The sequence below is a fragment of the Treponema endosymbiont of Eucomonympha sp. genome, from assembly GCF_001028545.1.
Map to the genome: position 1 here is coordinate 1 of NZ_BBPW01000747.1, position 18,583 is coordinate 18,583.

The 18,583-nt window shown below is 52.4% G+C and carries 19 protein-coding genes and 1 pseudogene; 10 read left to right on the forward strand and 10 right to left on the reverse strand.

Annotated elements, in window-relative coordinates; all coding sequences use genetic code 11:
- The 6 genes and pseudogenes from rpsM to AWU74_RS13040 form a co-directional block, all read left to right on the forward strand.
- Positions 1 to 128, forward strand: a 128-nt coding sequence (gene rpsM / locus AWU74_RS11125; RefSeq protein ID WP_162505152.1) for a 30S ribosomal protein S13, incomplete at its 5' end; no start/stop codon positions are given.
- A 15-nt stretch (positions 129 to 143) separates the two neighbouring features.
- Positions 144 to 524, forward strand: coding sequence for a 30S ribosomal protein S11 (gene rpsK, locus AWU74_RS08850; protein WP_062328901.1), 381 nt, complete (start codon positions 144 to 146; stop codon positions 522 to 524).
- Between the two features lie 12 nt (positions 525 to 536).
- Positions 537 to 1,172 (forward strand): 30S ribosomal protein S4, encoded by a 636-nt coding sequence (gene rpsD / locus AWU74_RS08855; protein ID WP_062328903.1) that lies wholly within the window; start codon positions 537 to 539, stop codon positions 1,170 to 1,172.
- A gap of 12 nt (positions 1,173 to 1,184) precedes the next feature.
- Positions 1,185 to 2,237 (forward strand): DNA-directed RNA polymerase subunit alpha, encoded by a 1,053-nt coding sequence (locus tag AWU74_RS08860; protein WP_282955529.1) that lies wholly within the window; start codon positions 1,185 to 1,187, stop codon positions 2,235 to 2,237.
- Positions 2,227 to 2,646 (forward strand): 50S ribosomal protein L17, encoded by a 420-nt coding sequence (rplQ, locus tag AWU74_RS08865; RefSeq protein ID WP_062328906.1) that lies wholly within the window; start codon positions 2,227 to 2,229, stop codon positions 2,644 to 2,646. Before AWU74_RS08860 ends, rplQ begins: the two co-directional genes overlap by 11 nt.
- An 810-nt stretch (positions 2,647 to 3,456) precedes the next feature.
- Positions 3,457 to 4,317 (forward strand): annotated as a pseudogene (locus AWU74_RS13040) (aspartate aminotransferase family protein).
- Here AWU74_RS13040 and AWU74_RS11135 read toward each other — a convergent pair.
- From AWU74_RS11135 to AWU74_RS08915, 10 genes are all read right to left on the reverse strand, one after another.
- Entirely contained in the window at positions 4,297 to 4,773 is a 477-nt protein-coding gene (locus tag AWU74_RS11135) for a hypothetical protein (RefSeq protein ID WP_162505153.1), read from the reverse strand. The pseudogene AWU74_RS13040 and the gene AWU74_RS11135 sit on opposite strands and share 21 nt — an antisense overlap.
- Before the next feature lie 204 nt (positions 4,774 to 4,977).
- Positions 4,978 to 6,885 carry a hypothetical protein gene (locus AWU74_RS08880; RefSeq protein ID WP_062328912.1) on the reverse strand — a complete coding sequence of 636 codons (1,908 nt, stop codon included), beginning with the start codon at positions 6,883 to 6,885 and terminating at the stop codon, positions 4,978 to 4,980.
- 237 nt (positions 6,886 to 7,122) lie between these two features.
- Positions 7,123 to 8,187, reverse strand: a complete 1,065-nt coding sequence (uxuA, locus tag AWU74_RS08890) for a mannonate dehydratase (RefSeq protein ID WP_062328958.1) — start codon at positions 8,185 to 8,187, stop codon at positions 7,123 to 7,125.
- 401 nt (positions 8,188 to 8,588) lie between these two features.
- Positions 8,589 to 9,503 carry a PSP1 domain-containing protein gene (locus AWU74_RS08895; protein ID WP_062328914.1) on the reverse strand — a complete coding sequence of 305 codons (915 nt, stop codon included), beginning with the start codon at positions 9,501 to 9,503 and terminating at the stop codon, positions 8,589 to 8,591.
- 277 nt (positions 9,504 to 9,780) lie between these two features.
- The gene (locus tag AWU74_RS08900) at positions 9,781 to 10,221 is read right to left on the reverse strand and encodes a bactofilin family protein (protein ID WP_238580299.1); all 441 of its coding nucleotides are present in this window, start codon (positions 10,219 to 10,221) and stop codon (positions 9,781 to 9,783) included.
- A complete protein-coding gene (locus AWU74_RS08905) occupies positions 10,196 to 11,212 on the reverse strand; it encodes a M23 family metallopeptidase (RefSeq protein WP_062328921.1) in 1,017 nt (338 codons plus the stop codon). Before AWU74_RS08905 ends, AWU74_RS08900 begins: the two co-directional genes overlap by 26 nt.
- Positions 11,213 to 11,550: 338 nt before the next feature.
- The gene (locus AWU74_RS08910; protein WP_062328924.1) at positions 11,551 to 12,711 is read right to left on the reverse strand and encodes a coiled-coil domain-containing protein; all 1,161 of its coding nucleotides are present in this window, start codon (positions 12,709 to 12,711) and stop codon (positions 11,551 to 11,553) included.
- 57 nt (positions 12,712 to 12,768) lie between these two features.
- Positions 12,769 to 12,909, reverse strand: a complete 141-nt coding sequence (locus tag AWU74_RS12360) for a hypothetical protein (protein WP_187151000.1) — start codon at positions 12,907 to 12,909, stop codon at positions 12,769 to 12,771.
- Between the two features lie 17 nt (positions 12,910 to 12,926).
- Positions 12,927 to 13,808 carry a PTS sugar transporter subunit IIA gene (locus tag AWU74_RS13045; protein WP_238580300.1) on the reverse strand — a complete coding sequence of 294 codons (882 nt, stop codon included), beginning with the start codon at positions 13,806 to 13,808 and terminating at the stop codon, positions 12,927 to 12,929.
- Positions 13,809 to 13,849: 41 nt separating this feature from the next.
- Positions 13,850 to 15,136 (reverse strand): cation:proton antiporter, encoded by a 1,287-nt coding sequence (locus AWU74_RS08915; RefSeq protein WP_238580301.1) that lies wholly within the window; start codon positions 15,134 to 15,136, stop codon positions 13,850 to 13,852.
- A gap of 613 nt (positions 15,137 to 15,749) precedes the next feature.
- Between AWU74_RS08915 and AWU74_RS08920 the strand changes: the two genes are divergently transcribed.
- The 4 genes from AWU74_RS08920 (at position 15,750) to yidD (ending at position 18,558) form a co-directional block, all read left to right on the forward strand.
- Positions 15,750 to 17,411 (forward strand): diphosphate--fructose-6-phosphate 1-phosphotransferase, encoded by a 1,662-nt coding sequence (locus tag AWU74_RS08920; RefSeq protein WP_062328926.1) that lies wholly within the window; start codon positions 15,750 to 15,752, stop codon positions 17,409 to 17,411.
- Positions 17,412 to 17,809: 398 nt separating this feature from the next.
- Entirely contained in the window at positions 17,810 to 17,965 is a 156-nt protein-coding gene (gene rpmH, locus AWU74_RS08925) for a 50S ribosomal protein L34 (protein ID WP_059369920.1), read from the forward strand.
- Positions 17,966 to 17,974: 9 nt separating this feature from the next.
- Entirely contained in the window at positions 17,975 to 18,343 is a 369-nt protein-coding gene (rnpA, locus tag AWU74_RS08930) for a ribonuclease P protein component (RefSeq protein WP_062328929.1), read from the forward strand.
- Positions 18,340 to 18,558, forward strand: a complete 219-nt coding sequence (yidD, locus tag AWU74_RS08935; RefSeq protein ID WP_062328932.1) for a membrane protein insertion efficiency factor YidD — start codon at positions 18,340 to 18,342, stop codon at positions 18,556 to 18,558. The genes rnpA and yidD overlap by 4 nt, the downstream gene beginning before the upstream one ends.
- The last annotated feature ends 25 nt before the right edge of the window (positions 18,559 to 18,583 follow it).

The window sequence follows — 18,583 nt, forward strand, 5'->3', positions numbered from 1 at the left end:
TGGATATCGGTTGTTATCGCGGACTTCGACACCGAAAGGGTTTACCAGTGCGTGGGCAACGGACGAATACGAATGCGCGTACTCGAAAAGGTAAAAAAAAGACCGTTGCTGGCAAGAAAAAAATATAAAACAGAGAGATTATCATGGTAGTTACAAAAAAACGAAAAGAAAAAAAAAGTGTATATGAGGGGAATGTTTATATTCAAGCATCTTTCAATAACACAATAATAACAATAACCGATTTGCAAGGCAATGCATTATCATGGGCATCATCTGGCAAACTACAATTTCGCGGCGCGAAAAAATCAACCCCGTTCGCCGCACAATCGGTTATGGAAATGGCGGTACAAAAAGTAACAAGTTATGGATTAAAAGAAGTTCATGTGTTTTTGAAAGGTCCTGGTATAGGGCGTGAATCAGCGGTTCGTTCTATTGGTGCAATGGGGTTAAAAGTGAAATCTATCATTGATATTACTCCTATCCCTCATAATGGTTGCCGTCCCAAAAAAACACGGCGAATGTAAGGAGTTTCTTGTATGGCACGATATACCGGACCGGTTTGCAGGTTGTGTAGAAGTGAACAAAAAAAAATTTTCTTAAAAGGAATGCGTTGTAGAAGCGATAAATGTGCTTTAAATCAACGGCATAGTGTACCGGGAAAAGATTCGAAAACTCATGCAAAAAAAAGAACTGAATACGATATCCAGCTTCGAGAAAAGCAAAAAATCAAGCATATATATAATATGCTTGAAAAACAGTTTCGCCTTTTCTATGAACGCGCACGCCATATGTCTGGTGTTACAGGCGATAATTTGGTTACACTTTTAGAAAGTCGTCTTGATAACGTTGTTTATCGAATGTGTTTTGCTCCAAGTCGTGCTGCAGGACGACAATTAGTCTCTCATGGGCATATACTAGTGAACGGTAAACAAGTGAATATTTCTAGCTATCTGGTGAAACCCGGTGATGTTCTCGAGATACGAGAATGTAGTAAAAAAATAAAGAATATTATTGATTCTTTGGACGAAATTTCAAAATCAAATGTAGTATCGTGGATTCAATTGGACACTGGTACCCAGAGAGGGGTGTTTGTTTCTAATCCGCGACGGGAAGAAGTGAGTGACCTTATTGATATTAAAGAGCAACTTGTAGTTGAGCTCTATTCAAAATAAGGAGTTCTGACGTTGCGTGAAAATCTACTCAAGGGATTTAAAATGCCACAAAGTATTTTCTTCGAACACACTGGTCTCTCTTCAGATTACGGTAAGTTTATTGCGTATCCATTTGAACCAGGTTTTGGAACTACGATGGGTAACACGCTTAGACGAATATTGTTATCATCGATTCAAGGATATGCAATTACGTCTGTTCGGATTACCACTTACGATGCAGACGGTGTTCCACTTGTTGTTTCAAGTGAATTTGATATGATTCCGAATATTGTGGAAGATACCGTAGAAGTACTGAACAACTTAAAACAGATGCGGGTAAAATTGACAGATAATATTGTAGAAAATACGTTTCTATTTGAGTTTCAGGGTCCTTGTGTGGTAACGAGTGAATTGTTTACTCGTGAGGGGCAGCTTGAGATACTCACAAAAAAAACAACGATTTTTACTATGATGGAGAATGCACGTGTTGATTTTGAAATTCAAATTGATTTAGGGCGCGGGTATGTTCCATCTGATGCGAATACGTGTTACACTGGTGTGATCGGTGTTATTCCAATAGATGCAATTTTCACTCCGATTCCTAGAGTTAAGTATACTATTGAGCCATGCAGAGTTGGTCAGCGAAATGATTATGACAAATTGATTTTAGAAATATGGACGGATGGAACAATTGCACCAGACAACGCTTTAGCCGAAGCTGCAAAAATTGCAAAAGACCACTTTGCAATTTTTACCTCCTTTAAGGAAAACTTATTATTAAATAGCAAAGGTGTTGACGAATTTGATGAAATCATTCGTCAAGTACTTAGTGCACCTGTTAACGAGCTTGAGATTTCAGCACGTTCGTCAAACTGTTTGCGGAACGCGAATATTCACACGATCGGCGAATTGACTAAAAAAACTGAAGACGATATGATAAAAACTCGTAATTTTGGAAAAAAAAGTCTTGATGAAATTATTCAAAAACTACAGGAATGGGATTTGTCATTCGGTATGACTGATTATAGTTATCTTAAAAACTCGATAATTTTCTTAAGTAAAGGGAAAAAGTTAAATGAATCATAAAAATGGATTTAATCCGCTTTCACGTAATAGCGCACATCAAAGAGCAATGTTTCGAAATATGGTAACGTCACTCTTTCGATATGAACGAATTATGACGACAAAAGCAAAAGCTTTGGAAGTACGGAAAATTGCTGAAAAGCTGATAACTCGTAGTAAAATTGATTCTATGCATAACCGACGGATTGTAGCACGATATATTCAAGATAAAGTTATCTTGGTAAAATTGTTTGTTGTTATCGGACAGCGTATGAAAGAGCGACAAGGTGGATATACTCATGTATTGAAATTCGGTTTTCGCAAAGGAGATGTTGCGAATGTAGTATTTCTTGAATTGATTGATTATAAATTTCAAAAAGAAGAAGCAAATGAAAAAAAATCTGATAAAAAAAATTCTGAGGCGAATGCATAAGAGGTATAATTATATTTAAAGCACATAGAGAAAAAAATGTTCGTAAGCTTTTGCAACGTGGACAAGGGTTATGTATATATTGTAAGAAATAGTGTCAAAATTCTGTATGAATATGAATAGGGAATCAGTGGGCAGAAAAGAAAATTTATAAATACAGTAAAAGTTTTTAAAACTTGCTATTGTATGCACAAACTCCGTTTGTGCATATGTTTTGTAGGATGATTAATGCATTACTTTTATGTTGTTCTGTTATAAATTTGCAATTTCTACAGCGCTTCTACTATAATCGTGTGTTTGTGCTCATGGAAAATTATTAGGTGTTTTTGTGTGTCAGTCGTTATATGTAACAAGGTATGGTGTTTTCGACTATCGTCCTTTTCAAAGATATTTTCTCGTCAAATAATTTTTTGTTAGTATAATCCATATTACATAATTGGCATATATTTTTGTAAATTTGCGCAAAAACTTGCGAAAAGGTGAAATTTGTCTACCGAATCCTACTGAAAAGCAAGGTGGACAGACGAATGATAATTCGGCTACGTAGAATGACGCCAAGATTCCCGCACTTCTATTCTAGATAGTGTAAACGGGAATATAGTAAAAGAATATCTCTACATGTCAAAATCCTCCATAAGGGGTGTCTGATTACAGTCCACGACAGTGTCGTGGTATCCCGCTTAGTTCTTTTGTGCGGCTAATATCCTGATTGCCACCGCCGTATGCGCTGTTCTATAAAACTATACAGTACGCGAAAAAGAATATGCGAGGCGTGTATCAAAATTTATGGCAAAAACCGAAGAGACGAGCATCATGCCGGAGGTAGTGAAGGCAGTGCAGGAACAGGCGGAGCGATACTTTCACGGCATGTCTAATATCGTTACGCATGAAGGCTATGTGGCACTGGCGGAAAAACTGAACGCCCTTGTGCCGGTAAGGGAAACGAAGCGTCGCACCATGTTCACGAACTCCGGTGCGGAAACTATTGAGAACGCAGTAAAAATCGCGCGCGGCTCGTCGGGGAGACCGAACATAATCGTGTTTTCTGGCGCATTCCACGGACGAACGCTTTTGACTGGTACGATGACGGCGAAAAAGGCATATTATCACGGTATGGAGCCGCTTCCCGACGGCATATACCGTACGGAATTCCCCTATCTGTACCGTGCGCATAAGGGTTATACCGAGATGTAAGCAATAGCGTATTACCTGAACCGCCTGCAAACGGTGTTTGAAGAAGCCTGCCCGCCGGAAGAGGCGGCAGCTATTGTGGTTGAGCTGGCGCAGGGCGAAGACGGCTTCATCCCCGCGCCCAAAACGTGGGTGCAAGCGGTACGCGCGCTCTGTGATAGATACGGTATCTTACTCATTGCTGACGAAGTGCAGATCGGTTTTGGGCGTTCGGGGCGCATGTTTGTGTCCGACTACTGGACAGAATGGGGCTGTCCGCCGGACATTATCGGTATGGCAAAGTCTATTGCGGGCGGCATTCCGTTGGGCGCGGTAACAGCAGGCGAATCTATCTATGCAAAAGTAAAGCCCGGCACGATAGGCGGTACATTCGGCGACGTGATACGATTTCTGTGCCCGCTGGCAGTTACAGACGCACAGATTGAAGCAGGGCTTGCAATCCTGAAGAATGCTATTACAGCGTCAATTGCAAAGCTTGCATAAAAGCCGAATAACCTTATTTGCACAAAACTTCTGACAGGCTCTAACGCAAGGCTCACAAACGTGTATGCGGGTCGCGTTTCTCGTGCGGGGAACACCAGACTCGGGCGTATAATTGCCCGGTTCTATCGCAGAATCGGACAATTCTGTTCCCAAAGGTACACCTTTCAGAGTAGAAGGTACACCTTTCAGAGTAGAAGGTATACCTTTCAGAGTAGAAGGTATACCTTTCAGAGTAGAAGGTATACCTTTCAGAGTAGAAGGTATACCTTTCAGAGTAGAAGGTATACCTTTCAGAGTAGAAGGTATACCTTTCAGAGTAGAAGGTATACCTTTCAGAGTAGAAGGTGTACCTTTCAGAGTAGAAGGTATACCTTTCAGAGTAGAAGGTATACCTTTCAGAGTAGAAGGTGTACCTTTCAGCATAGAAGGTACACCTTTTGGAGTAGAAGGTACCAATTATGAAATAAAAGGTATACCTTCTGGAGCGTATTTGGGCAACCCTATGCCTTCCGGTTTTTGTGTTGTTTCTACGCCGAGTTTCGCGTTCTCTTTACGGGCAAGTTCCGAGTTTCTTGAGGAAACTCGGCGGACAGATAAAACCTATAGCGGAAAACTCGGACGTTCGGCTGCCGCCGAACGCGGCAAATGCGGGGCGGGTCTTTACGGAAATATGCGAATGCCGACCGTCGCAATGATTCCCGTTGATTTCGGGTATTCCCGCGTATCGACCACCGAATACTCTGACGATTCGCCTTGGTTTGCGCCTCCGTTTATATCGGTAAAATACGAAAATACGACGCCGGCTTCGCCGAATACCTGGAACGGAACAGCGTTTCCGTTTGCATAGGTATGGTCTGCGCCAAATTTGACGACATGCTGCCATTGGTACGCGCCGTCACGCAAAAAATATTTCTTCAGCACCGGATTCGTGCTCCTGTTCGCGCCGAGCTCGGAATGCAGAGAGCTTCCGTCGACCGCTTTGCTGCCGAAATCAGCGCCGTGCCGAATCATCTGATACTGAACGTGCACGCCGGTATACGCTCCCGGCGCCGCCTCAAATCGCAGCAGCACTTCGTCAGAGTTAGGCGGCAGGTAATGCCCTAAATTCGTTCCGTTATTGATATACGCCTGTTCCATAGCGTAGTCATAATACCACGGCAGGAACTCTTTGGTGTGCGTGTAGCAATACGGCTCGATTTTGGTATAGCTCAGGCGCGCCGACGCGAACGGGAGACGCGGAATATTGATAAGCGACCCCGCCTGATATGCGTACATAGCCCGGTCCAGTTCAAAAATAGCCAGCTTATCGGCGATATTTATTTCGTCAAGAAAAAATGAAAACCACAGATTAGCGACGCCGGGATATTGCCCTTTTACGTCAAAAAAAAGCGCCACATTGTCAAAATCGCCGATATTGTTCTGATACAGAAAATTGTCTGTGAGCGGAAACAAATAGCCTAATTCGAAACGTTTTGCCCAAATCGCGGTGCTTCCCGCGTCGATATACAGGAAGTTTTTATAATTGAATTCCAGCATTGACACGGAAAAGGCGTTTTGGCTTGTCCGCGCGGAATCTTTCAGCCCGTTTTCAGGATAGTATTCAAGTATGCCGGTTAGCGTAGAAAAACTGAGCCAGTCAAACGGCGTTGCGCTTGCTTCCATAGCCAGAAACGGCTGCGCCGACGCATTCAGCATGAGGCTTGCGCCGTTTGTCATGCCTGCCCATTCGCGCTCAAAGCGCCCCCACCGATAAGTAATGTGTCCGCCTAAGAGCGAACCGCCCAGTTCCGGTAGCGTTACCCAGCCGGCAGACAGCGGCTGGGGCCATTTTTCCTGAGAACTGTTCGAAAATTCATTGTCGAGATAATACACAAAACCTTCCCAGCGTTTATGGTACGCATACGGAAAGTACGCGAGCGGCTGACTATAGGCGGTGATTAAAACGTCTGTAGTTGACGAGTTCTCATCTTGTATGTTCGGGTTTTCCGGCAGATTGTTATCGCCGCCTTCCCCGTAATACGTGTGATAAGTGCCGAGTTTCTTGCGCGGGGAGCGGAGAAATCCTCCTGCAATAGTATAGCCGTATGAAAAATGGGTCCCCATATCGCCCTGTATCCGCCCGGTGAGCCAGTTGTCGGTTCCCCACGCATACGTATTCCTGCCGAAATAAAATGCGTTAGAAAACTCTGTCTCCCACGCAAAATTAATGCCGACTGATAAATGAATGTTTTTATCCGTTTCCGTGTAATATTGGGCACGGTTCAGAGCAAGCCCCGCTGCCGATTTTTGGTATTTCGCCGCAGTCTCTTTCAGAATACGGCGCTCTGCCTCGGTGAGCGGAAAGCGAGCGTCCGTCTCGGCGGATAAAATTTCGCCGATAGCAGACAACACCGCTGCACGGGTATACGGCTTAACGCGGGGCAGGGGAGCGCATAAGCCGCGCAGTTCCGCGTGTTCCAAAATGCGGTACACCGCGTCTCCGACAGGCACCGACACATAAGTTTGTGCGAAAAACGGTAAAATGCTTATCTGCGTTAAGATAATAAGATAGACGGCGTGTTTACTCATGTTTCAGACTTCCTGCACTGTTGTGTATAACCGCACCAATGTTCGTCCTTTTTACAAACTTATCGTTATTCGATGAAAGTTTTTATAGCATTTTGCTTGATACGCACCGGATGAGACCGATTTCCGAATTTTTTTTAAGATACCGTATGAACGGCAATACGTTTATAAAACGTTTTCTTCTTATAATAAATGTTCTGTCTACTATAATAAACTTTACAATATAGCCGAATTTTTACGCTATTTTGCTTTGGAAATCGCTTCCCATAATCCCTGCAAATAGACGGCACCCAACGCCCTGTCATATAAACCGTATCCCGGCATGGCAACCTCGCCCCAAATCGCACGCCCGTGATCTGGGCGGATTGGTCCGTTAAAACCTGAATCATACAGTGCTTTCATAATTGCGTACATATCAAACGAACCGTCCGACGAAAGGTGTGCAGCTTCCTCGAATTTGCCCGGAGACCAGTGCCGCAAATTTCGTATATGTGCAAAGTGGATACGTTCCTTGCAGGCGTAAATAATACTAGGAATATCGTTTTTGGGGTTTGAGCCGAACGAACCAGTACAAAGCGTTAGCCCGTTCAGCGGGTTATCCACCGCCTTCAGCATCTTCAGTACGGCGTCTTTTCCAGTAATGATGCGCGGCAAACCGAACACGGACCATGCAGGGTCATCGGGGTGAATCGCCATTTTAATGCCGTATTTTTTGCATGTTGGCATAATAGCTTTTAAAAAGTAGACTAGATTCGCAAACAACTTCGCTTCGTCTACGCCTTTGTATGCGGCAAACAAATCTTTTATTTTTGACAGACGTTCCGACTCCCAGCCGGGCAACACAAAGCCGTTCGATTTCGAGTCGACCGACGCGAACAGCTTTTCGGGGTCAATTGCGTCGATAACACTCTGGTCATACGAAAGCACGGTTGACCCGTCTGGACGCGCTTTGGCAAGGTCGCTCCGCGTCCAGTCAAACACCGGCATAAAATTATAACAAATCAGACTGATATGCTCTTTGCCCAAAACTTCAAGTGTCTTGATATAGTTTTCAATATACTGGTCGCGCTCCGGCGAGCCGATTTTTATGGCATCGTGGACGTTGACGCTTTCAATGCCGGCGATATGTAGTCCTGCATGTTCCACCGTTTCTTTGAGTGCCCGCACCTTTTGTGCGTCCCAAGCTTCGCCGGCAACGCTGTCGTACAGCGTTGCGATGACTCCGGTAACACCCGGAATCTGCCTGATTTGTTTGAGCATTACGGCGTCAAATCCTTCGCCAAACCAACGAAATGTCATTTCCATATCGTTCTCTTTTTCGTATATCTCGCTTAAAACAGCATATTTTCGGTAAATTTTATAGTTCTCGCTGAGAAACAATGTTTGGTGTTACGGCAAGAATCGCATTATTCACCGTAATGAATGCCAAATATACGCCCTCTGAATTTTGCAAGATATTAATGCCATAATAATATCGAAAAAATATGATTACAATAATAAGTGTAGCATACAAACCAGAGAAAATATAGCCGTGCATACGAATGGGTTGACAACTATCCGATGACTGTAGCAGAAAAATTGGAACAACAGTGCGAACAGTTTTTCAAATTGTTTTATCCGACCAACCGTGCAAACGTTTGAAAGCGTTTTTGATTCGTCCGTAAAACCGAGCCGCGGCAAGGATTGCGCAATTCGTTATTTCCGTACTACCGGATAGCCCACACATTGTCGTCCCGAACAAAGCGTTTTGACGGCACCTCCAAGACCCGCCCGTCTTCGCCGCGCATTTGTATCGTCTGCTTGACGAGGTTTATCTCGGCAATGCGGAAATTGGTGCCGTCGTAATTAAGGCGCAAGCCTTCCGGCGGCAGCTTCGAGCGAGCCTTTTCATACCATTCATACTCATGCGACAGACAGCACCGCAGTTTATCGCACGTCCCCGAAAAGAGCGAAAGGTTTTGTGCTTTTGCCATGCGAATGGAAACTGGATTCAGTTTGTTTGAAATCGCGCAACAACAAAACGAACGCCCGCACATTCCAACTCCGCCGATTATCCGCGTTTCGTCGCGTGCGCTGATTTGCCACAGCTCAACCCGCGTCCGCAAAGCCGTTGTCAGGTCTTTTACCAGCTCGCGGAAATCAATACGCGTATCGGCATTAAAAAGGAAGAGCAATTTCAGTTCATCGAATAGATGATGCGCGGAGACCAGTTTCATGATAAGATTATACTGTGCCGTTTTTTCCTGAAAAATCTTCCCTGCCGCCGTTGCTTTTGTTTTCAGTGTTTCGCGTTTTTGCATATCGGCGTCGCTCAGCCGCCGTCTGACAATAACGATATCTTCATGTTTTACGCAGGATGGCATCTTCGTCGAGCAAATCACACAGGCAGCATCCACGCCGTATCGGGTCGGAATGACGACGAAAGCGCCTGGTTCAAACACCGTCTCGTCCGGTGACCATGCGTATACGTTTTCGCCAGAATAATCCAATTTCAGGCGGTACAGTAGCGGCTTTGGAGAAGGCGGCGAGCCGTCTTCGGCTGATTTTTCGCCTTCTTCCGGCGTGGGCACATTCTTTTCGAGCGCCTCGCCTATCTTCTTTTCAAATGTTTCTTCTACCACAATAAACCCTGTCGAATGCTGGTGATTTCGTCAATCTTTGCCGATACGTTTAGGCATAGTGACATATTTGCCAGCAAGCAATTCACGCCTTTCGCTTGTTGCTCAGAGCGAAAGGTGTCGCTGTGTTTCTGCCGCCTTGCAGAATGCGGCAAGACACCATGTCCAGCATTTCGGAAGAATGATGATAAATCGGTGGTTTTACGCCGCAAAATCCGCCGTTGACGTGTTTTCCGCCGACGGTCTCCAGCAATACGGCGGTAGCTTATCCGTACCGATTTCAGCCGCAGCCAACTGCGGCGGGCGCGTTTTTCCGGAGCGCGAGCGCGGCGTCGTAGATGCCCAAATCCCTCAGCGCAATGCAGTGCCCGTTGAACACCGCGTTTGCGGCAACCTCAATACGGCGCGTCAGCAAGTCCCCGGCGACCGACGCCGTTGCAAAGAGCTGAATCCGCTCCGCCGCCTCGATATTCCCTTTGACCGTCCCGCCGACGAGCGCGGATTTCGCGCGGATATTTCCCGTGACGCGGGCTTTTTCGTTCACGATGACGGTGCCGGTCGCTTCAATGTTGCCGGTAATATCGCCGTCGACGCGGACAAAGCCGGAAACCCGCAGGTCGCCGTCGATGACCGTCCCTTGTCCGATAATCGTATTGAGGGGCGTATCGTCGTCCCGAACCCGTTTGGCAAACATTCTACCGCTCCGGCTTAATGCTGACATACGGTTCCGGGTCGACGATATCCGAGCCGATATGCACTTCGTAATGCAGGTGGGGACCGACCGCAAGCCCGGTTTCGCCGATAGTACCGATGATGTCCCTTTGGGAGACGTTTTGCCCCTTTGCCGCCCGCACCGTATCCATATGCGCATACAGCGTTTGAAAACCGTATTTATGCTCGATAAGGATATAATTGCCGAACCAGCTGTTGTTGCCGACGTTCACGACCTGCCCGTTCGCGGTCGCGGTAATCGGGTCGCCGCGCCTATGGGTGGAGATATCAAGCCCTTTGTGGAGATAAAGAATACCGGTAACCGGGTGGGTGTTCCGACCGAACTTCATAGACATATACCCTAGCCCGTTCTTTATGGGCCACACGCTGGGAATGTCGGAAAGCAGCGCGCCGTGAAGCGCGAGTGCGCGTCCAAACTGCTCGACCGGCTGAATCGCGTTTTCCAGATATGCGGTAAGCGTTCGGATTTCGGCGGGCTTGCGCCCCAAGCCGAGCGCGGCAGTCCCTGCGCGGAACAGTCCGGATATGCCGCCCCCCAGCGGAGCGGAATCGACTGTCCCGTCCGTTATCCCCGCCTGCGACAGGGATTTCGACAGCGCGGACTGAAACCGCGCCGCCGTTTGCAGGAGCGCGGCATTTTCTCCCCGCAGTCCGTCAATGCTGGCGCGCATTTCGCGGTTTTCGCGCGCGAGCCGGGCGATTTCGCTGTTTCGCCACGCAGCGCCTCGGTTAAAATAGAAAAACGACGACACGAGCGCGACACATAGGACGCCGCCCGCGAACAGCGCGAACGCGTTTGTCTGCACGCTGACTGCGCGGCTTTGCGAATGGGGGACGAGCATCACCGTGATTCTGCGGGTTAAAAACCGCCCTGCCCTTTCGCCCTCGCGCCCCGCGGCGGAACAGCACCGCGCGAACAGCCCCGCCAGCGCTGCCGCCGCTGCTTTCTCTCTCTGTTTGTATTGCCTCGTATGCGCCAAAATCCTCTCCGATAAGCTGAAGCCCAATATAACACGCGCGGGAATGGCGCGTCAAATCAGGAACTTCGGTCATGCGCCGCTCCCAGTCCCATGACGGCTGATACCGCGCTATCAGGGTGCCTGACACTATGGTATCAGGAGTGCTGACACTACAATATCAGGACCTCTGATACTACGGTATCAGTATGGCTGACAGCATAGTATCAGAGCGCCTGATACGGCACTCCCCTGCCGGTTTATGCCGACGGCATTCCGGCTCTGCGCCAAAACTCTGGCTTTAAGGCGCACGCCTTGAATTAAAGTCAAAGCCGTTTGTGCATAAGCCTATGCCGCGGCGGCTAAAACGTGCGCCGCTCAAGCTCGGCGCGTTCGGCGAGCAAGGATTCCCGCGTGCCCGCCAGCGCGTCTTCTTCCGCCGAAAGCTTCGCGTTTTCGGCTTGCAGACGCTCGATTTTCGCGGCGTTTGCGGAGACGCTCCCGCGGCGCGCCTCGATATCCTTGTCGCAGCCTTCGAGCCGGGCGGTCAGATTGAGCAGAGCGATTTCATTGCGGACACTCGCCGCTTCCGCCCGCAGTCTTTGCAGTTCGCCTATCAGCGGCTCAGCCTCGGTCGAAATCGACCAGTCGCCCGCCTCAGGCAGCGCCTCTCCGGAGGCGGAGAAGCGCGCGTCGGCGAACTGTTTGCCCGCCTTTGCCGCGAGCGACTGCTGCTCGTCCGCTTTCTGCGCGATTTCCTTCTTTATGCCGTTCAGCCGGAGCATGGCGGACACGGTTACCCCTGCCGCTTTCAGTTCCGCCGTGATTTCGGCTAACTCGGCGTCGAGCGACGACGCTTCGGCGTCGATTCCGGCTATGTCGCGCTCCAGCGCGGCGCATTCGCCGAAGGCAGCCCGAATGCCGGCGGGAAGAGCTTCGCGTTCCGCCAAATCTTTGAACTCTGCGCTGGAAAAGGCGGTATAACCCGCTTTGAGATAGGTCTTCGCTATCTGCCGCTTCAGAAGCTGAAGCGCGGTCTGTTTTGAGCCGAGCTTGGCGAGGGACAGCGCTTTGCCGAAAAGGGTCTGCCGCGCCGCCTTGTCCCGAATGCTCTGCAGTTCGGCTTCGGCGGTCTCGGCGCGGGCTGTCAGCGCGTCGATTTCGGCGGGAATAGCCGCTAGGTAGCCGGAAAAATCGCCGCCCGCGTCCTCCAGAAGCGCCCGTCCGAGCGGTTCGTATGCGGCGTCCCGCCGCGCGCTCCGCTCCCTGATCGTCTGACGGACGTCGCGGAGCCGCGCGTTTTTTGCTCTCAGCTCCGCGCTCAGGCGTTCTACGTCGGCAAACAGGCTCTCCAGCGCTTCTTTTTCCTGCTCCCGCACGCGGAATGTCTCGCTCCCCGCCGCCGCGTTTTCGCTGCCCGCGAACAGCGCGAAGCCGAGGCGCGCTTCCGCCTCGCGGCATTGCTGCTCAAGAGCCGCCAGCCGCTTGCTGCATTCCAAAATCGACTTTGCCTGCTCGTTCATGTTCGCTCCTTGCTCTGTCGGCACGCGCTGAAACCATAGCGCAAAGCGCCTGTTTTTTCAAGCAGGCTCGGACGCAGCGACACAAAACCGCTGCCGAGCCGTATCGGAGACAGCGATCGGGTCAGTCTGGGCATAGCGCGAGAACTCCGCATAAAATCCCGCCCAAACGGAAAGCAGGCGTTTCGGCTTGCCCGTCATGCGTCAGAAAGCCGCCCTTATTTTTTGGAAGAACGCCTGATAATCTCCAGCACCTGCTCGCCCGTTTCCGCGCTCAGAATCTCCTCCGACACGGCTTTGCGGTGCAGCATGCTGCCGCACGCCGCCAGAAGCTCAAGGTGGGGCGCTTCGGCGTGGCGCGGAGACACAATCAGCACGAACAGCTTCGACTTCTCGCCGTCCAGAGAGTCGAAATCGACCCCCGCCTTCCTGATTCCGACGGCGATGACGGGCGCGGACACGCCGTCCGACCTCGCGTGGGGGAGCGCGATTCCGCGCTGCATGCCGGTGCTCATAGTCTTTTCGCGGGCAAACACGTCGTCGAGCACCTGCTGCTCGTTCCGCACGGCGACGGAATTCGCCAGCAGCGCGACGAGTTCCTTCAAAACGGTTTTCTTCGTGTCGCCCTGCACGTCGAGGCAGACGGTGGACGGCGACAGGAACTTCAGCAGTTCGGGGTCGCCGCGGGTGCCGCCGTCTAGGATTTCCGCCTTCAGCGCGAGCGCGTCGCTCTCCTTCCGCAGGGCGCTGACCGCGTCGTTCAGCCTGAGCACAATCTCGTAGACGAACATCTTCGCAAGCCCGCTGTAGCCTTCGCTGGTCTCGATAGTAACCCGCGCCGGTGCGGGAAGCTCTCGTCTGCCCCTGCGAGAGGCTCTCGTCCGCCCTAACGAGAGGCTCTCGTCCGCCCTAACGAGAGGCTCTCGTCCGCCCTTACGAGAGGCTCTCGTCCGCCTTAACGAGAGGCTCTCGTCCGCCCGTTTTTCGGTAATGGTGAACGAAATGTCCCCTTTCCGCGCATACGAAAGCCCTTCGTCGGAGTTCATCGTCTGCACATAGAAGCCCTCGCGCTTCAAATCCCTGACCAGCGCGGCTACCACAAGGTCGGCGATTTCGTCAGAGCCGAAGTCCCATTCGAGCGTTACGGCGCCGGAAGCTTTGACTTCGGCTTTCGTGCCGCGGCGGGCAGCTTCAGGCAGAGGCTCAGCAGCGGCGGCGCGACGATCGTCGTAATCAGCGTCATCATAATCACCACGCCGAAGAGCTGTTCGTTAAGGATTCCGGCGGTGATTCCGATTCCGGCGATGATCAGCGCCACTTCCCCGCGCGGAATCATGCCGGTGCCGATTCGGAGCGCGCCGCGCAGGTTGAAGCCGAGCGCCAGCGTCGGCAGCCCGCAGCCGAGGACTTTCGCCAGCACCGCGGACAGCGTATAGAGCAAGCCGAATACGGCGGTTTGCGCCGACAGGAGCGACCCCACGTTGACCATCATGCCCATGACCGCGAAGAAGAGCGGCACGAAAAACTCGTACAAGCCGCGTATGCGCTCCCCGATGACCGCCGCAATGTCCGTGCCGGAGAGCGACAGCCCCGTCACATACGCGCCGATAATCATAGCCAGCCCCTGCTTTTCAAAGACGCCCGCCAGGATGAACGCGATTCCGAGCGCGCATATCGAAAAATCATACGGGTGCCGGAACAGCTTCAGGAAGCCGGCGATTCGCTTGGCGAACACCAGCCCCAGCGCGGTGGAGCCGAGCCAGATGCCCAGCGCCTTTGCCGCAATCGGGATGATTTCCCCCGCGCTGACGCCGTCTTCGGGGGTATCAAGCACTGATATGACACCGATGACTATCGCGAGCAGGATGATTCCGAGCACGTCGTCGAACACCGCGGCGGCGAGTGTGGTAACGCCTTCGGGCGAGTCCATTTTCTTCTGGTCGGAGAGGATTCGGGCGGTGATTCCGACAGAGGTTGCCGTAGACATGATTCCCAGAAAGAGGCACGGCGCGCTGAGGAAGGATTCGCCCGTGATGAACGTGCCGGCAAGCGCGCCCAGCCCGAACGAAGCCGCCACGCCGCCTATGCCGACAATGCCGCCCGCGACGGAATACCGGAGGAAAAGCGTGAAGTCGGTCTCCAGCCCGGAGGCGAACAGGAGGATAATCGAGGCGACCATGGCGAAGCTGTAGAGTTCGGGGCTGACCGCGAGGGTCGGTGTGTTGAACGGGAATATGCCCTGCGGGAACCCCGGCAGCGCGACGCCGCCGAGCGCATACGGCCCGATGATGACGCCCGCCAGCAGTTCGCCCAGCACCGACGGAATGCCGATTTTCTTTACCAGGTTGCCGCAGCAGCGCACGGCGAATACCATAAATCCTATCTGGAGCGCCAGACGGGACATTATGTCAGTTATGCTTTCGCTCATGCCCCACACTATCGCACTTTTCCCGCTAATAATCAACGCGCACAGGCTGGCGATTTTCGCGTGCGGGGCTGCCGAGCGGGATTTGCCGTACCGTTTACCCCTACGCCGAATTTGCGGCGATCCCCTGCAAGGGCTAGTGTCGACCTCATGCAAGCGGTAGTGTCGAACCCCTGCAAGCGGCAGCATGAGGCGCCTGCAAAAACGGGCGACCTTCCGGGCATAAAAAAGGAAGGAAAGGCGTTTCCGCCTCCCCTCCTGCTTCCGTAGATAGACCGCTTTGGCAGTCGAAGCACCTATACCGTAATCTCTTACTCCTTCCCTGTCAATTCGCTGCCGTTCTGCTGCGCGTTACCCTACAGACCGCCCGCCTCTGCCCTATCAACAGCCGCTCGTCCGCCGCGCTCGGCAAAGCCGGTATTGCATTTGTCTTCTATAAATATATGCGTTACCCGTTCCCCCTGCGATAGTCCCAGTCGGCTTGCCTATATGCTGCCATTTTATGTCGAGTTTCCTCAAGAAACTCGAACGATACCCGTGCTACGCACGGGTATCGCCGTTGCCTTGCGCCCGCAAAAACGCTACAATGCGGCATTTATAACCGGAGGCACAGACTATGGCAGACATTTCAGCATTGCAGCGCGCGCGGTATGCGTACAAACCGAAACTCCCCGCGGCGCTGCGGGACGAGCCGGCGAATATCGCCGTTGAATTCGGCGGGGCAACGAAGGCGGAGCGCGACGAAGCGGAACTGCAAAAGCTCTTCGCCAAAACCTACGGCAAACCCGCCGCCGTCTTCAAAAAGGGCAGCAACCCCGGCGCGGGCACAAAGCTCGCCGTCGGCGTGGTGCTTTCGGGCGGACAGGCGCCGGGCGGGCACAACGTGGTCGCGGGGCTGTTCGACGGGCTGAAGAAGGGCAACAAGGATTCGCGGCTTTTCGGCTTTCTGAACGGTCCGGCGGGTTTGGTCAACGCAGACTATACGGAACTCACGGGCGGCGTCATCGACGCATACCGCAATACCGGCGGCTTCGACATAATCGGGTCGGGGCGCACGAAGATTGAGACGAAGGAGCAGATAGCCGCCAGCGTCGCTACGGCGGAAAAGCTCGGTCTCGACGCGGTGGTCATCGTCGGCGGCGACGATTCCAACACGAACGCGGCGCTCCTCGCCGAGCATTTCGCGGGCGCGGGCATACAGACGCGCGTCGTCGGCGTGCCGAAGACGATAGACGGCGACCTGAAGAGCGAGCAGATAGAAATCAGCTTCGGCTTCGACACGGCGACGAAGACCTACGCGGAACTTATCGGCAACCTTGAGCGCGACACGAACAGCTCGAAGAAGTACTGGCATTTCGTCAAGCTTATGGGGCGTTCGGCGAGCCATATCGCGCTCGAATGCGCCTTGCAGACGCACCCGCACGTCTGCCTGATTTCCGAAGAGGTGGAAGCCAAGCAGATGACACTGGCGCACATCGTCTCGGATATCGCCACGGTCGTCGCGCGGCGCGCCGAGCGGGGCGAAAACTTCGGCGTGGCGCTGATACCGGAGGGGCTGGTCGAGTTCGTCCCCGAAATCAAGCACCTCATTGCCGAGCTGAACGACGCAATGGCGAAGCATGCGGCGGCGTTCGACGCGCTTTCGGGCTTTGCGGCGAAGGATGCGTGGCTGGAGAAGAACCTATCCGCGCCGTCGCTTGCGACGTTTAAGTCGATTCCCGCCGCGATTGCGGCGCAGTTCCTCGCCGACCGCGACCCGCACGGCAACGTGCAGGTGTCCCGAATCGACACCGAAAAGCTGCTCGCGCTCGCGGTGGAGCAAAAGCTCGGCGAGATGAAACGGGCAGGTGCGTACAAAGGAAGCTTCAGCGCGTACACGCACTTCTTCGGCTACGAGGGGCGCTGCGCGTTCCCGTCGAACTTCGACGCGGACTACTGCTATTCGCTCGGCTTCACCGCGTTCATGCTGGTTGCGAGCGGGCTTACCGGCTACCTGTCGTCGGTGCGGAACCTCGCCGCCCCCGCTGACCAGTGGACGGCGGGGGGCATTCCGCTCACCGCGCTGATGAATATGGAAAAGCGGCACGGCGAGCAGAAGCCGGTGATTAAAAAGGCGCTCGTTGCGCTCGACGGCAAGCCGTTCAAGGCTTTTGCCGCCGCCCGCGGCGACTGGGCGCTCACCACGAGCTATGTGTTTCCCGGCCCGGTTCAGTACTTCGGTCCGAGCGAGGTGTGCGACCAGCCCACACTGACGTTGAAGCTGGAACGGGGCGCATAACCGCGCTTCCCTTCCGCCTCTATGCCTTGCTTCCACGCGCCGTACGCCTCCGTTCTGCGGCAAACTCTGACCGTGCGCGATGCGGGTAAGACTTGCGGCACAGAGGCTTCAGCCCCGCTTGTAATGGAGAGACTCTCCCTATTCCGGCAGGGAACGCTCCCCATCAGGTTCCCTGATACTGTGGTATCAGATACCCTGATACTATGCTGTCAGCCGCTCTGATACTGTTGCTTGCCGAACGCCGCAAGCGCGTTTGCCTTCTCTAGCCATATACGCTGGCATGAGCCGCCGCCTTCACCGGGCGTAATTGACCAGTACGCGCGCAATATGCTAGATTAAGTGCCACGTTTTGAAACGTAAGGACAGCTCTGTCCTTGCCCGAGAGAGGAGTTTGTGTAATGAAACGGACATACCAGCCGAGCAGGGTGAAACGCAACAGGAAATTCGGATTCCGCGCGCGAATGGCAACCCGCGGAGGCAGACTGATACTGAAGCGGCGCCGGGCAAAGGGGCGCCGCAAGCTTACTGTTTCGGACGAGAAAAAGCCGTACTAGTGTGCCGTCATGCAGCGCAGGCAGGTGTATGTAAAGACGGGACCCTTCACCTGCAGCGAGCGGATAGGGAGTTCCGACGCCATACAAACATTGTACAGGAAAGGCAGGCAGGTGCGGGTTGACGGAGCCAAACTGTTCAGCCTGCAAAATGGGCAGGAGATAAACAGGATTTGCTTTACACTTAAACGCAAATACGGGAATGCCGTGCAGCGGAACAAAGCCAAGCGGCTCGGACGAGAAGTCTACCGCCTGACGAGGGCGGAACTCAAGCGCGGATACGATTTGCTGCTGCTCGTCTATCCGGGGAACGATACGTTTCACGTCAGGCACGAACAGTTCCGTCTGCTGTGCAAAAAAGCCGGCTTGTTCAACGCATGAAATACAGCGCCCGTTTCTGCTGCCTGCTGATTCGGTTTTACCAGTCATACATTTCGCCCTTATTCCCGCAAAGCTGCCGGTTTTATCCGACGTGCTCCGCCTATACGCATGAGGCGGTGCAAAAATACGGCGCGGCGAGGGGGTGCTTCTTAGGGCTGCGGCGGATTATACGCTGCAACCCGTTTCGGCGCGGCGGGTATGACCCCCCCCCGTAAAGACACGGAGCGCTGGAAGCGCGGT